At 50.8% G+C, this 17,972-nt stretch carries 16 protein-coding genes; 9 read left to right on the forward strand and 7 right to left on the reverse strand.

Annotated features, from left to right (window positions below; translation table 11 throughout):
* Positions 1–75 precede the first annotated feature (75 nt).
* A complete protein-coding gene (locus LX87_RS12125; protein WP_111628513.1) occupies positions 76–828 on the forward strand; it encodes a head GIN domain-containing protein in 753 nt (250 codons plus the stop codon).
* A gap of 94 nt (positions 829–922) precedes the next feature.
* Here the strand turns inward: LX87_RS12125 and kduI are convergent, their stop codons facing one another.
* The gene (gene kduI / locus LX87_RS12130; RefSeq protein WP_111628514.1) at positions 923–1,753 is read right to left on the reverse strand and encodes a 5-dehydro-4-deoxy-D-glucuronate isomerase; all 831 of its coding nucleotides are present in this window, start codon (positions 1,751–1,753) and stop codon (positions 923–925) included.
* Between the two features lie 55 nt (positions 1,754–1,808).
* Positions 1,809–2,618, reverse strand: coding sequence for a 3-deoxy-8-phosphooctulonate synthase (kdsA, locus tag LX87_RS12135; protein WP_374755124.1), 810 nt, complete (start codon positions 2,616–2,618; stop codon positions 1,809–1,811).
* A 392-nt stretch (positions 2,619–3,010) separates the two neighbouring features.
* Between kdsA and LX87_RS12140 the strand changes: the two genes are divergently transcribed.
* The 4 genes from LX87_RS12140 (at position 3,011) to LX87_RS12155 (ending at position 7,342) form a co-directional block, all read left to right on the forward strand.
* Complete coding sequence (locus tag LX87_RS12140; protein ID WP_111628515.1) at positions 3,011–3,247, forward strand: acyl carrier protein; 237 nt, start codon at positions 3,011–3,013, stop codon at positions 3,245–3,247.
* A gap of 31 nt (positions 3,248–3,278) precedes the next feature.
* A complete protein-coding gene (fabF, locus tag LX87_RS12145) occupies positions 3,279–4,532 on the forward strand; it encodes a beta-ketoacyl-ACP synthase II (protein ID WP_111628516.1) in 1,254 nt (417 codons plus the stop codon).
* Positions 4,533–4,549: 17 nt separating this feature from the next.
* Positions 4,550–5,329 carry a ribonuclease III gene (gene rnc, locus LX87_RS12150; protein WP_111628517.1) on the forward strand — a complete coding sequence of 260 codons (780 nt, stop codon included), beginning with the start codon at positions 4,550–4,552 and terminating at the stop codon, positions 5,327–5,329.
* A gap of 486 nt (positions 5,330–5,815) precedes the next feature.
* Positions 5,816–7,342: a Do family serine endopeptidase gene (locus LX87_RS12155; protein WP_111628518.1), complete on the forward strand. Its 1,527-nt coding sequence runs from the start codon at positions 5,816–5,818 to the stop codon at positions 7,340–7,342.
* A 96-nt stretch (positions 7,343–7,438) separates the two neighbouring features.
* On the opposite strand, the gene gmd is transcribed toward LX87_RS12155, so the two are convergent.
* A complete protein-coding gene (gene gmd, locus LX87_RS12160; RefSeq protein ID WP_111628519.1) occupies positions 7,439–8,551 on the reverse strand; it encodes a GDP-mannose 4,6-dehydratase in 1,113 nt (370 codons plus the stop codon).
* A gap of 27 nt (positions 8,552–8,578) precedes the next feature.
* The gene (locus LX87_RS12165) at positions 8,579–9,199 is read right to left on the reverse strand and encodes an SPOR domain-containing protein (protein ID WP_211325303.1); all 621 of its coding nucleotides are present in this window, start codon (positions 9,197–9,199) and stop codon (positions 8,579–8,581) included.
* 119 nt (positions 9,200–9,318) lie between these two features.
* Between LX87_RS12165 and murB the strand changes: the two genes are divergently transcribed.
* Positions 9,319–10,344 (forward strand): UDP-N-acetylmuramate dehydrogenase, encoded by a 1,026-nt coding sequence (murB, locus tag LX87_RS12170; protein ID WP_111628520.1) that lies wholly within the window; start codon positions 9,319–9,321, stop codon positions 10,342–10,344.
* Positions 10,345–10,422: 78 nt separating this feature from the next.
* On the opposite strand, the gene LX87_RS12175 is transcribed toward murB, so the two are convergent.
* Both LX87_RS12175 and LX87_RS12180 read right to left on the reverse strand, forming a co-directional pair.
* The gene (locus LX87_RS12175; protein WP_111628521.1) at positions 10,423–11,337 is read right to left on the reverse strand and encodes an ROK family protein; all 915 of its coding nucleotides are present in this window, start codon (positions 11,335–11,337) and stop codon (positions 10,423–10,425) included.
* 175 nt (positions 11,338–11,512) lie between these two features.
* Complete coding sequence (locus LX87_RS12180) at positions 11,513–12,253, reverse strand: SDR family oxidoreductase (RefSeq protein WP_111628522.1); 741 nt, start codon at positions 12,251–12,253, stop codon at positions 11,513–11,515.
* A 148-nt stretch (positions 12,254–12,401) separates the two neighbouring features.
* Here LX87_RS12180 and LX87_RS12185 point away from each other — a divergent pair, with 148 nt between their 5' ends.
* From LX87_RS12185 to LX87_RS12195, 3 genes are all read left to right on the forward strand, one after another.
* The gene (locus LX87_RS12185) at positions 12,402–13,130 is read left to right on the forward strand and encodes an MlaE family ABC transporter permease (RefSeq protein WP_111629176.1); all 729 of its coding nucleotides are present in this window, start codon (positions 12,402–12,404) and stop codon (positions 13,128–13,130) included.
* Positions 13,131–13,237: 107 nt separating this feature from the next.
* Positions 13,238–13,990: an ABC transporter ATP-binding protein gene (locus LX87_RS12190; RefSeq protein ID WP_111628523.1), complete on the forward strand. Its 753-nt coding sequence runs from the start codon at positions 13,238–13,240 to the stop codon at positions 13,988–13,990.
* Positions 13,991–14,042: 52 nt separating this feature from the next.
* Positions 14,043–16,214, forward strand: coding sequence for a sensor histidine kinase (locus LX87_RS12195; protein ID WP_229310641.1), 2,172 nt, complete (start codon positions 14,043–14,045; stop codon positions 16,212–16,214).
* Here LX87_RS12195 and LX87_RS12200 read toward each other — a convergent pair.
* Positions 16,200–17,753 (reverse strand): polysaccharide biosynthesis C-terminal domain-containing protein, encoded by a 1,554-nt coding sequence (locus LX87_RS12200; protein WP_111628525.1) that lies wholly within the window; start codon positions 17,751–17,753, stop codon positions 16,200–16,202. The genes LX87_RS12195 and LX87_RS12200 overlap by 15 nt on opposite strands.
* Positions 17,754–17,972 lie beyond the last annotated feature (219 nt).

Here is a 17,972-nt window from a genome sequence, read left to right on the forward strand (position 1 = left end):
CGCACCCGGCAAGCCGATGCAACGTTTTCGTGTCTGACTGCATCTTTACCCAAAATCTTCAACTCATTACTTATAATGAAAAGGTCCCTTGCCCTCTTTACCCCTCTTTTTCTGTCTACGGTCATGGTGTCCGTAGCGGCCGTGAGCCCCTCGGGAAGCCAGTTAGCGGAAATTATGAGTACCCTGACCATGCAGGAAGAAAGCCGTACGTTCAATGTCAGCAACTTCGACAAACTGGACCTGGGCAGCGCCTTCACCATTCACGTTTCACGCGGCAGTAGCTACAAAGTAACGGCTTCCGGACGGAGTTCCGATCTGGAAGACCTGGAAGCGAACGTCAGTGGGGGCAAACTCCAGATACGTTACAAGAACAAAACGGGCTGGAACCGGAATCGCCAGCGGGTCACGGTCAACATAACGATGCCGGAACTGAGCCGTGTGGAATTTTCGGGTGCTTCGCGTTCTGACGTAACCGGTTTTCGGAATGTGAAGGAATTGGGCATCAGCATTTCAGGGGCCTCTTCGTCCACCATTGAAGTGGATGCAGAACGCGTTACGGTCGATCTTTCCGGCGCATCGAGCGTAACCCTGACCGGACAGGCCAAACGGCTCCAGGGCGAGGTTTCCGGGGCCACAACGCTGAAAGCCTACGACCTGAAAGTAGCCAGCGCAACCGTTGATCTTTCGGGTGCCAGCAGTGCCCGAATGCACGTGACCGACCGGCTGGAGGCAGAAGCCAGCGGAGCCAGTAATCTGACCTATCGCGGTTCAGCATCCCTCCGCTCCAATACGTCCGGCGCCAGTTCCATCAAAAGTGCCGACCGCTGATTTTAAATTAGTTACAACATAGATTGGTAGAATCAAAAATGCCCTCTAAGCTTAGAGGGCATTTTTTTGCGTTTCCGGAGCAAGGGTTTCCAAACTACCGGATCTCACCCAATGGAACAAAATCCATGTCCGTAAACGTATAATTTTCTCCTGCCATCGCCCAGATGAACGAATAATGGCTGGTTCCGGCTCCCGCGTGAATCGACCAGGGCGGAGAGAGAATAGCCTGCTCATTGCCGACCAGCAGGTGACGGGTTTCCTGCGGATGACCCATCAGGTGGAAAACACGCTGGTTGTCCGCCAGGTCGAAGTAAATATAGGCTTCCATCCGGCGGTCGTGTACGTGGGGCGGCATGGTGTTCCAGATGCTGCCGGGTTTCAACGTCGTCAGCCCCATCACCAGTTGACAGCTTTGCAGACCGTCGGCATGAATGTATTTGTAGATCGTGCGCTGATTAGCGGTTTCCTGTGCTCCCAGGTCATTGGGCGAAGCGTCCGCCGAGGTCAGTTTGGCCGTCGGGCAAGTCCGGTGCGCCGGGGTTGAGAGCAGCGCAAACCGGGCCGGCTGGTCGGCCTGAAGGCTGGCAAAAACCACCTCCTGGCTCCCTAAACCCACATATAAGCAATCCTTTTTGGCTAACTCAAACACCTGCCCATCGACCGTTACCGTACCGTCACCGCCAATATTAATGATGCCCAGTTCGCGCCGTTGCAGAAAAATATCAGCTTTCAGCTCGTCGTACGTTGGCAGTGTCTGCGGCCCCTGAACCGGCATAATTCCCCCCACAATCATGCGGTCATAATGCGAATACACCAACTCGAACGAATCGGGTTGAAACAGGCTTTCAATCAGAAATTCGCGACGGATACGGTCGGTATCGTAGTGTTTGAAATCCGTCGGGTTCGTGGTGTACCGGGTTTGCATAAAGATAGATCGGGTTACAAGATGCAGAAAGTAAACAACTGTTTTACAGGAACCGCTACGAAATGGCCTGCCGGATGCGGAGTAACTTTTCCAGCAAACCTTCCAGTTGATCGAGCGGCAGCATATTGGCCCCGTCGGATTTGGCTTCCGAGGGTTTGGGGTGCGTTTCAATAAACAAGCCGTCGGCACCCACCGCAATAGCGGCTCTGGCAATGGTAGCAATCAGGGCCGGTTTGCCACCCGTAACGCCCGACGATTGGTTGGGCTGTTGCAGTGAATGGGTGCAATCCATTACCACCGGCACACCGTGAGCCTGCATCACCGGCAAATTACGGTAATCGACGATTAGATCGCCGTACCCGAAGGAATTGCCCCGGTCGGTCAGGAAAACCTCCGCAGCCGGGTTAACGGACTTCACTTTTTCGACGGCAAACGCCATCGAATCGCCCGACATAAACTGCCCTTTCTTGATATTGACCACCTTACCGGTCTGAGCAGCCGCCGTGAGCATATCCGTTTGTCGGCACAGAAAAGCCGGAATTTGCAGCACATCGACGTAACTGGCAGCCATAGCGGCTTCCTGCGATTCGTGAAAGTCGGTGATCGTGGGTACATCAAACCGTTCGCCCACTTCCTTTAGAATTTCCAGCGCCGGAATGTCCCCGATTCCGGTAAAAGAATCCAGCTTGGTACGGTTTGCCTTGCGGTAGGACCCTTTAAATATATACGGTATTTTCAGCCGTTCGGTCAGCGCAACCAACTTTTCGGCAATGCGCAGGGCCATGTCACGGCTTTCGATGGCGCACGGCCCGGCAATCAGGAAAAAGTTGCCGGAATCGCTATGCTTTAGTTTTGGAATGTTCACAAGTATTTTTTCGGACAAAATTACACATTTGCCCGTTCGGAAGGCAGAAAACTATTAAACAGGCGTCGCTTATAACTTTTACATAGCATCATTAGTTAATGAATCGATCCGTTTACCGACAGCTGGAGATGCGATTTTCGGGTTACTGGTTGATTAATTTAACCATTGCCCTGCCTGTGAATCACGTACTTTGGTGATACCCGGCTAGGCTTATTCTCCATACCATAGTAGCTTTAGTAGACAAAATTTTATTTCGTAATAAGCTGTTAATCTGACCATTCACAAAAAAAATGGAAGGTTTTTAAACGATTTCGGTTCGAAAAAATTATTTGACAATGCTATTTTAAATCTCTTTCTTTGCACAGTTTTTAGAACCCCAAACGCATACAGAAATGTCAGATATTAAATCAAAAGTAATTGCAATCATTGTTGAAAAACTGGGTGTTGAGGAGTCGGAGGTCACGATGGAAGCTAGCTTCACCAACGACCTGGGCGCAGATTCGCTCGACACCGTTGAACTGATTATGGAATTTGAAAAAGAGTTTAACATCTCTATTCCGGACGATCAGGCTGAAAATATTGGTACGGTAGGCCAGGCCGTGACGTATCTGGAAGAGAATGTGAAATAAGCGTTTCCTTGTTTGTTTTTGAGTTTATTCTATGCCTTTTAAACGAGTAGTAATCACCGGCCTGGGCGCTCTTACGCCGATTGGTAATACAGTACAAGAGTTCTGGAACGGCTTATCTGCCGGTGTAAGTGGCGCCGGTCCGATTACTAAATTCAATGCCGAAAAGTTTCGGACAAAATTCGCCTGCGAAGTCAAGGGCCTGGATGTCAACCAGTTCATTCCTCGTCAGGATGCTCGTAAAATGGACCCCTTCGCCCAATACGCGCTCATCGTGGCCGACGAAGCGGTGAAGGATGCCGGGCTTGATCTTACCAAGCTCGATTTAACCAAAGCCGGTGTGATCTGGGGTTCCGGAATCGGAGGGCTTAAAACCTTCGAAGACGAAGTAAAAACCTACGCAACCGGCGATGGCACCCCCCGCTACAACCCCTTCTTTATTCCGAAAATGATTGCCGACAGCGCATCGGGTATGCTCTCGATTCGTTACGGGTTTTACGGAGTTAATTATGTCACGGTATCGGCCTGTGCATCGGCCACCAACGCCATGATTGACGCCTTTAACTTCATTCGGCTGGGTCGGCTGAACATCGCCATTTCAGGCGGTTCGGAGGCTGCCGTAACGGAAGCCGGGGTCGGTGGGTTTAACGCCCTGCGGGCATTGTCGGAGCGGAACGATTCGCCGGAAACGGCATCGCGGCCCTTCGACAAAGACCGCGACGGTTTTGTGCTGGGCGAAGGGGCTGGGGCGCTTATTCTCGAAGAATACGAACATGCCAAAGCGCGCGGAGCTAAAATCTATGCCGAACTGATCGGCGGAGGTATGTCGTCTGACGCCTACCACATTACGGCTCCCCATCCCGAAGGACTCGGCGCGGTAAACGTCATGAAAGATGCGCTCAACGACGCCCAGATTGGTCCGGAAGATGTTGATTACATCAATGTTCACGGAACGTCAACCCCGCTGGGTGACTTTAGCGAAGCAACCGCCATCGAGAAGGTTTTTGGCGAGCATGCCTACAACCTGAACATCAGCTCAACCAAGTCGATGACGGGTCACCTGTTGGGAGCAGCCGGCGCCATTGAAGCCATTGCCTGCCTGATGGCCATGCACCACGGTGTTGTTCCACCGACAATCAACCACTTTACCGACGACGAACAATTTAACCCGAATCTGAACTTTACGTTCAACGAAGCTCAGAAGCGCCCTATTTCTATTGCGCTCAGCAACACGTTTGGTTTTGGTGGTCATAATTTTTCTGTTATATTTCGTAAACTTGAATCCTAACAGTTGTCATTAGCCGCGTGCAAGCCGCTTCATCCAACAACGTCCTCGATCCTATCCTCAGTTTTTTCCGGCTGCGGGGGAACAGTGAGCGCAAGAAATTCAAGCGTTCCATCGAGCACATCATTGGTGAAACTCCTTCCAACATCGGTTTATATCAACTCGCTTTTCGACACACTTCCGCATCGCGCGAAACGGGCATTAAGGGCTTCAAAGAGTCCAATGAACGGCTTGAGTACCTGGGCGATGCGGTGTTAGGGATGGTTATTGCGGAATTTCTTTTTAAAAAATTCCCCTACAAGGACGAAGGCTTCCTGACCGAAATTCGCTCCCGGATTGTCAACCGCGAAACCCTGAACGGTATTGCGCGCAAAATCGGTCTGGAAAACCTGATTGAATACGACGGCAGCCGCAGCCGGGGCATTGTGCCTTCTCGTACGTCCATGTACGGCGATGCGCTGGAAGCCCTGGTTGGCGCCATCTATCTGGATAAAGGCTTCCGGTTTACACGCCAGTTTATCCTTAAAGAATTACTGGGGCATTATGACCTCGAAGCGTTGATCAGTAACAACGCCAACTACAAAAGCCGCCTGATTGAGTGGGCGCAGCGCGAAGGAAAAAAAGTGGAGTTCACCATCATCTCCGAACGGGGCAACAACCACTTCCGGGAGTTTATTTCGCAGGTAACCGTTGACGATGAGCCTTTTGCGCAGGGCAGCGGCTATAGCAAGAAAAAAGCCGAGCAATCGGCCGCCGAAAAAGCCTGTGAGCAGTTGCAAATGAAGCCGGTTTCCAATTAGGCGGGTGCCTCTGCTGAGTTAATGGTCCTTCTACAGCCACCTTCCCTTATTTCCAGCCGATTTTTTTGCGTAAGGTCGGAAAGTAACTGCTGTGTCTCTCTTCCAAACGATCTGCCGATTTAGCATCATTTCCCGAAAGGATTTACGGTTATTTGTGGAATAGCCTGTCAAATTGACTAGGCATTCTGCCAAAAGTCTTACTACAACCAGCCATAATGACATAATTCTGGACAAACATTCGACTGGTACGGATGTTGTCTTTTAAGGAGTATAGTTTATACATCCTGATCCGAAAGCTATGCATCGGATTCTGATTTTTTCATTTATTCAGCGTACACTTTCTGAATACCGGTGCAATCAACATTCGTTCGTTAAAATTTGTTAATTGCGTTATTAATGCGAATTTTTGGAAAAGCGGATTTCGTTATCTCTTTGAACTGATACGAAAGCAGTAAACGACCCCTTTTAGAATCTTAGAATCAAGTCATGAAAAGCAACTGGAAAACTTTAGCGATTATCGCTCTTTTATCGAGCTTTGTTACGCTGGCCGCTTATAACATTCTGGGCTTTAATAAGCAAGATGTTATATTTAATGAATCGGCTCCAGCCTCTCAGCCCATTGGCCGACTGGCTGCCCTGACCGGCCCGCAATCGGCCCCGGGTGATTTTGCCTACGCTGCCGAAGCCTCTACCCCGGCGGTTGTCCACATTAAAACAACCATTACGCGGACCGTTCGTCAGCAACAGATTCCGGACATCTTCCGCGACTTTTTCGGTGATGAGTTTGGCCGTGGCAACAGTACTCCACAGCGCCAACGCGGGCAGGCTTCCGGTTCGGGTGTGATCATTAGCCAGGACGGTTATATTGTTACAAACAACCACGTTGTGCAGAATGCCGACGAAGTAGAAGTAATCCTGACCGACAAACGCAGCTTCAAAGCGAAAGTGATTGGTACCGACCCACTGACTGACCTGGCCGTAATTCAGGTAAACGCCAAAAACTTACCTTCCATTACCCTGGGTGATTCAGATGCCCTGAAACTGGGTGAGTGGGTTCTGGCGGTTGGTTATCCGCTGGACCTCGAATCGACGGTAACTGCCGGTATTGTGAGCGCCAAAAGCCGTCGGATCGGTATTCTGGACCAGAATATCAACCGGAATGAAGAAAGACCGGAAGCTCCGGTTGAAGCATTTATCCAAACGGATGCCGCCATCAACCCGGGTAACTCAGGTGGTGCGCTGGTAAACCTGCGTGGTGAACTGGTCGGTATTAACTCGGCCATTGCTTCAGCAACGGGCTACTACAGCGGTTACGGTTTTGCCGTACCGGTATCACTGGTGAAAAAAGTTTCGGCTGATTTAGTGAAATACGGTGCTGTACAACGCGGTTATCTGGGCATTATTCCAGTTGAGTTGAACAGCCTGCGTGCTCAGGAACTGGGCTCTAAAATAGGACGCGGTATTTACATCAACGAAGTAGTTGAAGGAGGTGCCTCCGCAGCGGCTGGTCTGAAAAAAGGTGATGTGATCGTGAAAATGGAAGGTCAGCCTGTAGACTCTGACGGCCAGATGCGTGAAATCATCGGTCGCCGTCGTCCGGGTGATGTGATTGCCGTAACCGTAAACCGCAACGGTGATCTGCGCGACTTCCGCGTTGAACTGCGCAACCGCAACGGTGGCCGCGACATCATCAAGAAAAGCGACAACGTTTCAGCATCCACTGCCGCCAAAACTCTGAGCTCATTGGGTGCTGACTTTGAAGAACTGGCGGCTGCTGATGCCAAACGCCTGGGCGTTTCCGGCGGTGTTCGTGTCAAACGTGTTCGGGATGGCAAAATGGCAGAAACGGATATTGAAGAAGGTTTTATCATCGTGAAAGCAAACGGTAAAAACGTTCGCACCGTGAAAGATCTGCAAGCGGCCCTGTCTTCTACCAATGCAGGTGACGGTCTGATGCTGGTGGGTATGTACCCGAACAGTTCACGGATGTACTACTATGCAGTTCCCGTCTAAGGCATAGCGAATCCATAAACGAAAAGCGGGCCACTTCCCAGAAGTGGCCCGCTTTTCGTTTATACCCTTTTCTTTTGATTAGAGATCGAACGGAAGTTACTCGAAGTAATTCATCACCCGGTGGCCGCTCTTCTCCAGCAACTGATCGCGCCGGAACAGATCAATATCGGCGGCAACCATCTCTTTCACCAGGGCGGGCAGGTCGTATTTGGGTTTCCAGCCCAGTTTGGTCATGGCTTTCGTCGGATCGCCCAGGAGCAAATCCACTTCTGTTGGACGGAAATACCGTTCGTCGATGCAAACCACTTCCCGGCCAACTTCCAGCGCATACTCCGGATTATTTACCTTGGCGATAACACCCGTTTCATTGACGCCTTCGCCTTTAAATTCCAGTTCAATTCCGACTTCGGCAAAGGCCATCCGGATAAACTCGCGGATGGGGGTAGTGATCCCCGTTGCAATCACGAAATCTTCGGGGGTTTCCTGCTGGAGCATCAGCCACATGGCTTCCACGTAATCTTTAGCATGACCCCAGTCGCGCTGGGCGTCCAGGTTCCCCATATACACTTTATCCTGCAACCCAAGCGCAATCCGGGCCACAGCCCGCGTAATTTTCCGGGTTACGAATGTTTCACCGCGCAGGGGTGATTCGTGGTTAAAGAGAATCCCGTTGCAGGCATACATACCGTACGCTTCCCGGTAATTGACCGTAATCCAGTAACCGTACAACTTCGCCACGGCATACGGTGACCGGGGGTAGAACGGCGTCGCTTCGGATTGGGCGTGGCCCTGCACCCCGCCATACAGTTCGGAGGTTGAAGCCTGATAAATACGGGTTTTTTGGGTCAAGCCCAGCAGACGAACGGCTTCCAGAACCCGGAGCGTTCCGATACCGTCGACCTGAGCCGTGTATTCCGGTTCCTCAAAACTTACCCGCACGTGCGACATTGCCCCCAGGTTGTAGATTTCGTCGGGCTGCACTTCCTGAATGATACGGATAATATTGGTTGAGTCAGACAAATCACCATAATGCAACCGGAACCGAACATGCTTTTCGTGCGGATCCTCGTAGATGTGATCAATCCGCTGGGTATTAAAAAGCGAACTCCGGCGTTTGATACCGTGAACTTCATACCCTTTTGCTAAAAGGAGTTCGGCCAGGTACGTACCATCCTGCCCCGTGATGCCGGTAATAAGTGCTTTTTTCATGGTGATTCGATAAAATTTTACTTTCTATTAGTTAACTGCCAGACTCTTCCGGATCTCAATTCGATCCGACAACAGCGTTGCCGATGGAAATTGCTGACGAAGCTGCGCCAGATACCGTTCTGCGTCCATCCGGCGCATAAAATCACCCACCTTTAACCGGTACGTGGGAGCCCGGTAGGTAGTATAGGGGTTCAGTTCCGGAAAATTCTGATACGTAAACCGTTTAAGCCGATCAACCTCGGTCCGTTCGTTGCCAACATAGATCTGAATCCGGTAGCCCTGCGCATAACGGATGGCATGATTTCGGACGGAAATTGTATCCAGAACGGCGTCCAGTTTTTTATTGATGTGCATCGGCTCGACCAGCGGCATCGTCCGACGGGGTTCGGTAGCCGGTCGGGCGGGCGGGGCTGAAGGTGCGGTATTTGTCGTTGTTGGCAACGAGGCCGTGTATTTCGGACGGGTAGCCGACAGGTCGTACGTATACGAATTATAATCTGCTGATGAAGAAGTCGACGAACCAGCCGCCGTCTTACCGGATGTCACCTTTTTTATAGCGGCACACGAGCTCATCCAGCTCGAAAAGGCCATTAAAATGACCAGGATAACGGCGTTATCCAACTGAATCTTATCTCTGTATGCTTTCATTCCGTGTTTACAAAGTTAGCAACTATCTGGTTATGCAACAATCTGCCCGATCTGATGTTGAGCCATACCGCTGTTTTCCCTTCTTTTTACTTATTTTGAGGCAGCATTCTTAGCTAATCATGTTAGATATTCAGAGCCACGTATCGCTAAAACCATATAACACATTCGGCATCGACGCCAAAGCTCGTTACTGGGTTGAAATCCAAACCGAAGAACAACTCAAAACGCTCTTTCAACTAACCGAATTCTTAACCGTTCCAAAGCTCGTGCTGGGCGGGGGCAGCAACCTGGTCTTTACGCGGGATTTTGACGGTCTGGCCATTAAAATGGCGATCCAGGGCATTGAGGTTGTCCGCGAAGACGAATCCCATGTCTACATAAAAGCCGGGGCAGGCGTCAACTGGCACCAGCTGGTGATGCACTGCGTCGAAAATGGGTACGCCGGTATTGAAAACCTTTCGCTCATTCCCGGCACGACCGGTGCGGCTCCCATGCAGAACATTGGTGCTTACGGAGTTGAGATTGAGCAGGTTTTCGACCAGCTTGAAGCCGTTGCCATTCAAACGGGCGAAACGCGGGTTTTTACCCACGCCGAATGCCGATTTAGTTACCGCGAAAGCGTTTTCAAGCACGAAGCCAAAGGGCAATACATCATCAGCAGCGTCACCCTGCGCCTGAACAAACAGGCCGTGTTTCATGTCGAATACGGCGCTATTCGGGAAACGCTGGCCGAAATGGGCATATCGGAAGGGCAACTGAGCATTAAAGCCGTCAGCGAGGCTGTTATCCGCATCCGGCAGAGTAAGCTTCCCAATCCCGCCGAGATCGGGAATGCCGGTAGTTTCTTCAAAAATCCGGAAATTTCAAAAGGGCAGTTTGAAGACCTTAAAACGGTTCACCCAATGATGCCCGGTTATCCCACCGGCGATCTGACCGTGAAAGTACCCGCGGGCTGGCTCATCGAACAGTGCGGCTGGAAAGGCAAACAGATGGGCAATGCGGGCGTCCACTCCAAACAGGCGCTCGTGCTGGTCAACCTCGGTGGTGCCACGGGTGCCGAAATCCTCCACCTCGCCCAGAACGTCCAGCAGTCGGTGGAAGAAAAATTTGGTATCCGGCTGAATCCGGAAGTGAATATGGTTTAAAGCAAAATGGCTGGATGATTTCAATGGTTTCTCTACTTAATATAACCCCGAAAATCATCCAGCCATCAAATTAACTGGTTACTCAAAACACAGCGATGCGGCCCCCAGCAGACCCGCGTCGTTGCCAAGGGTGGCACGTTTGAGCGAGAGCCCGTTCTGATAATAAGGCGTCAGCCAGAAGTCCAGTTGCTTCTGAACAGCGGGCAGAATGTAGTCGTAGGAAGCTGACAAACCGCCCCCAATCAGAACTTGCTTGATGTCTAGCACCCGGATAAGCGCAACAAGGCCATCGCCAAGCATCTCTCCCACTTCCGTCCAGATTTGCAGGGCCAGCTCGTCGCCCACGGCGGCTGCGGCCACCAGACTGGTTGTCGAGATACTGCCATCGGCGGGCAATTGGGTGTTGCCTTCAAATTCTTCCCGGCGCTGGATGGCTAAATCCAGCAGTTCTTTTTTGCCGATGTTGCGTTCCAGCACCCGGTTATTACGCGAGGGGATATGCCCTGGCTCCATGGCGTTGCCATCTCCCCCGACGAATACTTTTTTATTGATAATGGCCGCTCCGCCAACACCCGTACCGAGCGTGATGAAGATGTAGTTCTCGTCAATTTTTTCGTCGGCAAAATAAAATTCGCCAAGCGCGGCAGCATTGGCGTCATTTTCCAAAAAAAACTGAACATCCGGAAACCGTTTATTCAGCTTTTCAACCAGCGGGACACTGTTTAATTCAGGAATAGCCGTGATTTCGAGGGGAATGGTTCGCTCCCGGTTGATCATCCCAGGCAAACCGATACCGACTTTTTTGATCTCTTTGTGTGCGTACAGTTGAAGCGCAATGGCATCGGCAAAACGCTCAACAAAATGCCCTGATTCGCGCCAGCTGGCAGTATCATGACTGTAAAAATTAGAAATATTGCCGGTTTGTGCGTCGACAATTCCCATTTTAACATTGGTACCACCGACGTCGATACCCAAATATTGAACAGATTCCATTACTGGAGTTTTATGTTTAAAAGACTACTTTTCTGTTTAATTTCTGCTGATGAGGCCGCAAGATACGAAGGAAGCGTGGAATCAGTAACGTATAATAACTATTGAAGCTTGGTTGGTTACGGTAAGGTTACACCAGTGCTGTTATTATGACCTATTTATAATTCCTTCTTTCGTTCTATTTAATATCACCCAATTGCGGCCGCAGCAGAATTTCTTCCACAACGGCTCCCGCCGATAGGTGATACGCCGACCAGATCACCTCGGCAATATCAGCCGCCTGCATAAACCGCGTTTCCGGCAAACCGGATGCGGCCCAGCTATCGGTATAGGTAGCACCGGGCATCAGCGTTGTAACTTTCACCCCATACGGTTTCATCTCCTCCCGGAGTTCTCTGGCCATTCCCAGCAGGGCAAACTTGGAAATGCAGTACGAACCGCCATTAGGATACGCCGTGATGCTGGCCGTTGACCCCATCATAAAAATGTGGCCGCTGCGCTGTTTCATCATGTCGCCGATGAGGCCGCGCGTCAGGTGATAGACGCTGGCGACGTTGAGGTTCATGGTGGCTTCAAACGTTCCTTCGGGTTCGCTATGAATCTGGCCCGGCAGAAAAATACCGACATTGTTGACCAGCGCACTAACCGGACGGGCCAGACTCTGGATAAACTCAATCAGGCGGTTAACGTCGGTGCGTTGCTCCAGATCAGCCGCAAATGGGAAAATAGTTGGCACAACGGCATCGTCGAACCCTTCCAGCACTTCCGCAACCGAACCCTCTATGTCGTGTTTCAATTGCCGCAGATCCTGCTCGTTGCGTGCACATACGACGACATCAAAACCGCCCTCTGAAAACCGTTCCACTACGGCCCGGCCAATGCCTTTTGTACCGCCCGTAACTACTAATAATGGATTCATACAATCAGCCAATGGTCATTAGCCCCTTCCAATCTATTGCTAAGTACGAAAGATTGTTCATGAATGACTATTGACTCTTTGATGTTTTTTGGCAAGATACGCACAAAACCGTTCTATCTTTACGGTAGTTTTGTTGTTATTTGTGGTCATGCATTATCTCGGACGTTATTTCATCTTCTTAGGCTCCCTATTCCGGAACCGGGAAAAATTTGGGGTTTACACCAAGCTGGTTCTGGACGAATGCATCCAAATCGGCATCAACTCGGTCTTTATTGTCTCCATTGTTTCTACCTTCATCGGGGCGGTAACGTGCGTCCAGACGGCTTATAACATGGTGAGTCCCTTTGTTCCGACGTACATTATTTCGCTGATTGTTCGGGACATGACGGTGCTCGAACTGGCTCCGACCATTACCTGCGTGGTGTTATCAGGAAAAGTCGGTTCCAACATTGCGAGCGGTCTGGGCACGATGCGCATCACCGAACAGATTGACGCACTGGAAGTCATGGGCATCAACTCCAGTTCGTACTTAATCCTCCCCAAAGTGCTGGCTTCCATGATCACCTTTCCGATGCTGGTAATTCTGTCCGGATTCTTATCCATTTACGGGGGTTACATTGCCGGGACATTAGCCAAACTCATTACGTCGGAAGAATATATTTACGGTCTGCGTTCCGACTTTAACCCGTTCAATATCACATTTGCGCTCATCAAATCCATTGTGTTTGCCTTTCTGATTTCAACCATTTCGTCGTTCAAAGGCTATTACACGTCGGGGGGCGCACTGGAAGTGGGGCAGGCATCGACGGCTGCCGTAACCAATAGCTGTATTGCGGTACTGGCTGCGGACTTTTTATTAGCGCAGTTATTGTTGTAAAATGAGATGGTTGCACAGAGTATATCAGGAAAAATCAGAGTTAATCAGAGATTTCTCCGATATACTTTGATATCCTCCGATTAACTCTGTGTAACAACCCAAGCATCATGATCGAAATTAAAAATATACAGAAAACCTTCGGCGATCGCACGGTACTGGCGGGTGTTTCCGGGACGTTTAAGCCCGGTGATACCAGTCTGATCATTGGGGGCAGCGGGACCGGGAAAAGCGTTTTGCTGAAATGCATGATCGGCCTCGTCAAACCCGAAGTCGGTCAGGTGCTGTACAGCGGTCGTGATTTCCTGACCGGCGACCAGGACACGCAGAAAGCCATCCGGCGCGAAATGGGCGTTCTGTTTCAGGGCGGTGCCCTGTTCGATTCCAAAACCGTGCTGGAAAATGTCCGGTTTCCGCTTGATATGCTCACCCAAATGTCGGCGGCTGAGAAGCGGGAACGCGCCCGGTTCTGTTTGCAACGGGTGGGGCTGGACGCAGCCGCCGACCGAATGCCATCGGAAATCAGTGGCGGGATGAAAAAACGGGTCGGTATTGCCCGGGCCATCGTGATGAACCCCAAATACCTGTTTTGCGACGAACCCAACTCCGGCCTTGACCCGCTGACGTCCATCAAAATTGACGAGCTGATTCGGGAAATTACCGACGAATTCAAGATTACGACCGTTGTGATTACTCACGACATGAATTCCATGATGGAAATCGGCGAAAAAATCATGTTCCTTTATAAAGGCAAAAAGCTCTGGGAGGGGAACAGCGCTACCATTACGCATTCAAACGTCCCTGAACTGAATGAGTTTATTTACGCCAATAAGCTACTGCGCGACTCAGACTCCCACCAGTAAGTCAGGGCCGAACCAGTTATGCGTCCGTTTACGGAATACAGCGGGAACCATTTTGGCCCTCTGGCTGGGCTTTCTTTCCATCGGTTTTGCCCAGCAGCCCTGGCCACCGGTCTACGAAATCAGGAAAGATACCGGCGTATATCCCATTGATACCGCTCACTTTCAGGTATTGGAAGACCGGGCGGGCAACCTTACCTTCGAGCAGGTTCAACGCAGTTCGGCCTTCCGTTTCGATTCTCACTATAATCCCACGCGACAAACCCACGTCTGCTGGCTCCGGATGCAGATTAAAAACGGGCTCGACCATGACATGAAGCTGTATCTCTGCGAGTTCAAGGCTACTTACTTTGACCTCTACACGCAGGCTTCCGATGGGCGATGGCACCACCAGCGCACGGGCGAGCTGATCCCCAGAAGTCAGCTTCCGGTTCACAATGGCGGAACCGAACAATACCGTTTATTTCTCCCGCTCCGGCCCGGCGAGCAAATTACGCTCTACCAGCGTTCGGAAAATCCTTTCTGGTACCCCTTCCTAACCAACCTTACGCCCGAACTGCAAACCGAAGAAAACCGGATCCATTCCACTTACACAGCGTTTCGGGTTAATCAGCAATGGAAGGAGTATTTCTTTGAAGGAATCATGATCGGAATGCTCTTCCTGGCGGTGTGTTACAATTTATATATCTATTTTTCGATCAAGGACAAAGTTTATCTCTATTTCGCCATTTGCCTGCTGTTCTTCAACCTGGATCGCAACGGCTTCAATCTTCAACTGGCGCTCTTTCCCGAACAACCGTACCTGTATAAGTCGCTCCAGAACTTTTTCTTCCTCGTTTTTTATACCTTCTTTATTCAGGCCATCCGGAACTTCATTCAGCCCACACCAGATCTATCCCACTTAAACAGGGCGATTACGTTTTTTCTGGTGTTGCTGGCATTGACGAATGTGCTCCAGTTTTTCATGTACCGGTTTTCCTTCGTTTCACCGGTCATCACCATCGCTGTGCTGGAAATCGTCATTCGGGTTATCTATGTTTTACTGGCGATCAGCATGGTAAAAATGATCCGGCACGGCTCGCTCGACGCCCGTTTTGCGCTGCTTGCAACGGCGCCCCTGTTTACATTCTGGCTTTTTACGCTGGCTACCCACCTGGTATTCAGACTATTTTCTATTAACCTAACCAACTGGGGCTGGTATAACTTTGGCTATTACGAAAGTGCCTGCTTTGCCTGGCTCATTGTTTTCTTCTCCGGGGCACTGCTCAACCGCTACAACCTGGCCCGGAAACGGGTGGCGCAGCAGGCCATTGAAAAAGAACAGCTCGAAAAAGAGCGGGAAATGGAGCGAAGCCGCATCATCGCCAGCCAGAACGAACGGTTGGAGCAACAGGTAAAAGAACGAACGTCTCAATTGCAGACCTCCCTCGAAAACCTGCGGGCCACGCAGGATCAACTGGTTCAGAAAGAAAAACTGGCCTCCCTGGGCGAACTGACCGCCGGTATTGCCCACGAGATTCAGAACCCGCTCAACTTCGTCAACAATTTCTCGGAAGTCAGCACCGAGCTACTGACCGAACTTGAAGAAGAACAGCAAAAGCCGGAGCGTGACCCGGAACTGGAAAAGGAACTTCTGGGCGACCTGAAGCTCAACCTTCAGAAAATTTCCCACCACGGCAACCGGGCCAGCCACATCGTTCAGAGTATGCTGGCGCATTCCCGCAACAGTACGGGTGAGCGTCAGGCCAGCAACCTGAACCAACTCTGCGATGAGTACCTGCGGCTGGCCTACCACGGTTTGCGGGCCAAAGACAACACGTTCAATTGCGAACTGGTGACCGATCTGGACCCCAATCCGGTGCTGGTTCGTATCATCCCACAGGAAATCGGGCGGGTGTTGCTGAATTTGTTCAACAACGCTTTTTATACCGTTCAGGAAAAGCAGAAACGGACAGCGGAGCCTTATCAACCCGCCGTTACCGTAGCGACCAGATTTACCGACCGCCAGGTCGAAATCCGCGTGATCGACAACGGTATGGGCATGACCGACGCCGTAAAGGCCAAGCTGTTCCAACCTTTTTTCACCACCAAACCCACCGGCGAAGGCACCGGCCTGGGTCTGTCGCTTAGTTACGATATTGTCACCAAAAGCCACGGCGGAAGCCTGACCGTAGAAAGTCAGCCCGGCCAGGGGTCGGCGTTTATTCTTGTTTTACCGGTTGTTTGATTCCGGAACGACGTTTTTACGGCTTCCCCGGTTTCGCACCCTTGCCAGCAACGGCCCGAAGGTTTTGCGCTCCATAACCAGCATCGTTCCGATGTACAGCAGGAACAGCAGCATGTGGTATGGAATGGAAACCCAGAGGTTGGAAATTTCGATCTGGGAAGCCATGTAGATGAGCAAGCCCCCACTGAACACGTAAATCAGGGCCGAAAAAACATCGTAAGGAACGGGATAATGCTTTTCGCCCAACAGGTAACAGGTAACGCACATTACGACGCTCGACACCAGGTACGCAACGGCGCAGCCCATGTAGCCCATAATCGGAATAAGCAGCACGTTCAGGATAACCGTTACTCCGGCACCCAATACCGTAATGACGGTTCCGTAGGCGGTTTTATCGCTCAGCTTGAACCAGAATGCAATGTTGTAATAAACGCCCAGCACGAGGTTGGCCAGCAGCAAAATGGGCACCACCCCCAGCCCCTGCCGGTAGGTTTTCCCGATAAACAACCCAATCCAGTCCAGATTCAGGCTGATACCGACCCAGATAATAACGCAGATGATGATGAACCACTTATTGACTTCGGCCAGCAAACCGGGGGCATTTTTGTCCTCTGCGCGGGAAAAAAAGAACGGATCAGCCGCAAACTTGAACGACTGAATAGCCAGCGTCATAAAAACCGACAGTTTGTAGCAGTTTCCATAAATCCCGAGAACGTCCTCCGAGGTGAGTCCCGGATAAAAGCCTTCCGGCAGCAGCGGACGCAAAAACCAGCGGTCAGTCAGCATATTGATGCTACCGGCCAGCGCCGTCAGCATCAACGGAAAGGAGTACGCCAGCAGAACCTTCACCTGCGGTTTGTCGAGCTGGAAGCGGAAACCGGCAAACGTTTTTCGTAACAGGACGAAATAAACCAGATTAGCGATCAGGTTTGCCAGGAAGATATAGCCGGGCCCCACGGACGGATCGTAGAACAGATCAATGGCGGGTTGCAGGAAAAGCAGGTAGTCGCCGTTGTAAATCTGCGGACAAATGACCAGGAAGAATACGTTCAGGGCCACGTTGATCACAATATTGATCAGTTTTGCCTTGACAAACTCCCGGGCTTTGTTTTCAACCCGAAGCCGGGCAAACGGAATGGCAACAATCGCATCCGTGGCGGCAATCATGGCCACCCAGCTAATAAAGGTTTCCTGCCCCGGATAGTCGAGCCAGTCCGCAATTTGAGGGGCCAGCAGGATGATGAGGGCTGTGGAAATGACGCTTATGGCCAGAACGATGCTCAGCGTTTCATTGAAAACCTTTTGTTTATCTTCTTTTTGCCGGCTTGCGTACCGAAAAAAAGCCGTTTCCAGACTTAAGGTATACACCAGCAGCAATACCGGCACGTACGAAAACAACTCCACATTCGAGGCCATTTCGCCGGTTCGGGGAAACACACGCGTGTGTAACGGTACCATCAGCCAGTACAACATTCGCCCCAGTATCGTGCTAATGCCGTAAAGCGCCGTATCGCTCGCTAACTTCTTAAATCCGCTCATATCATTTCGTTAACACAAAGATAGATTTTCCGGCATTAACCAACGGGGTTTTATCCCACTAACTCCGGCCAAATCCACGGCAATTTGCCCGACAAAACTGTTCCAGCCCCAGAGAATCCAAAGTAAGGTTCTTACGCGGATTTATTTTGAAAAATAAATAGACTATTTTTCAACCTGCAAACTATTTGCCTTTGTATAATGTTTTCTACATAATTGCGT

Source organism: Larkinella arboricola (assembly GCF_003259745.1).
In the GTDB taxonomy this organism is placed as follows: domain Bacteria; phylum Bacteroidota; class Bacteroidia; order Cytophagales; family Spirosomataceae; genus Larkinella; species Larkinella arboricola.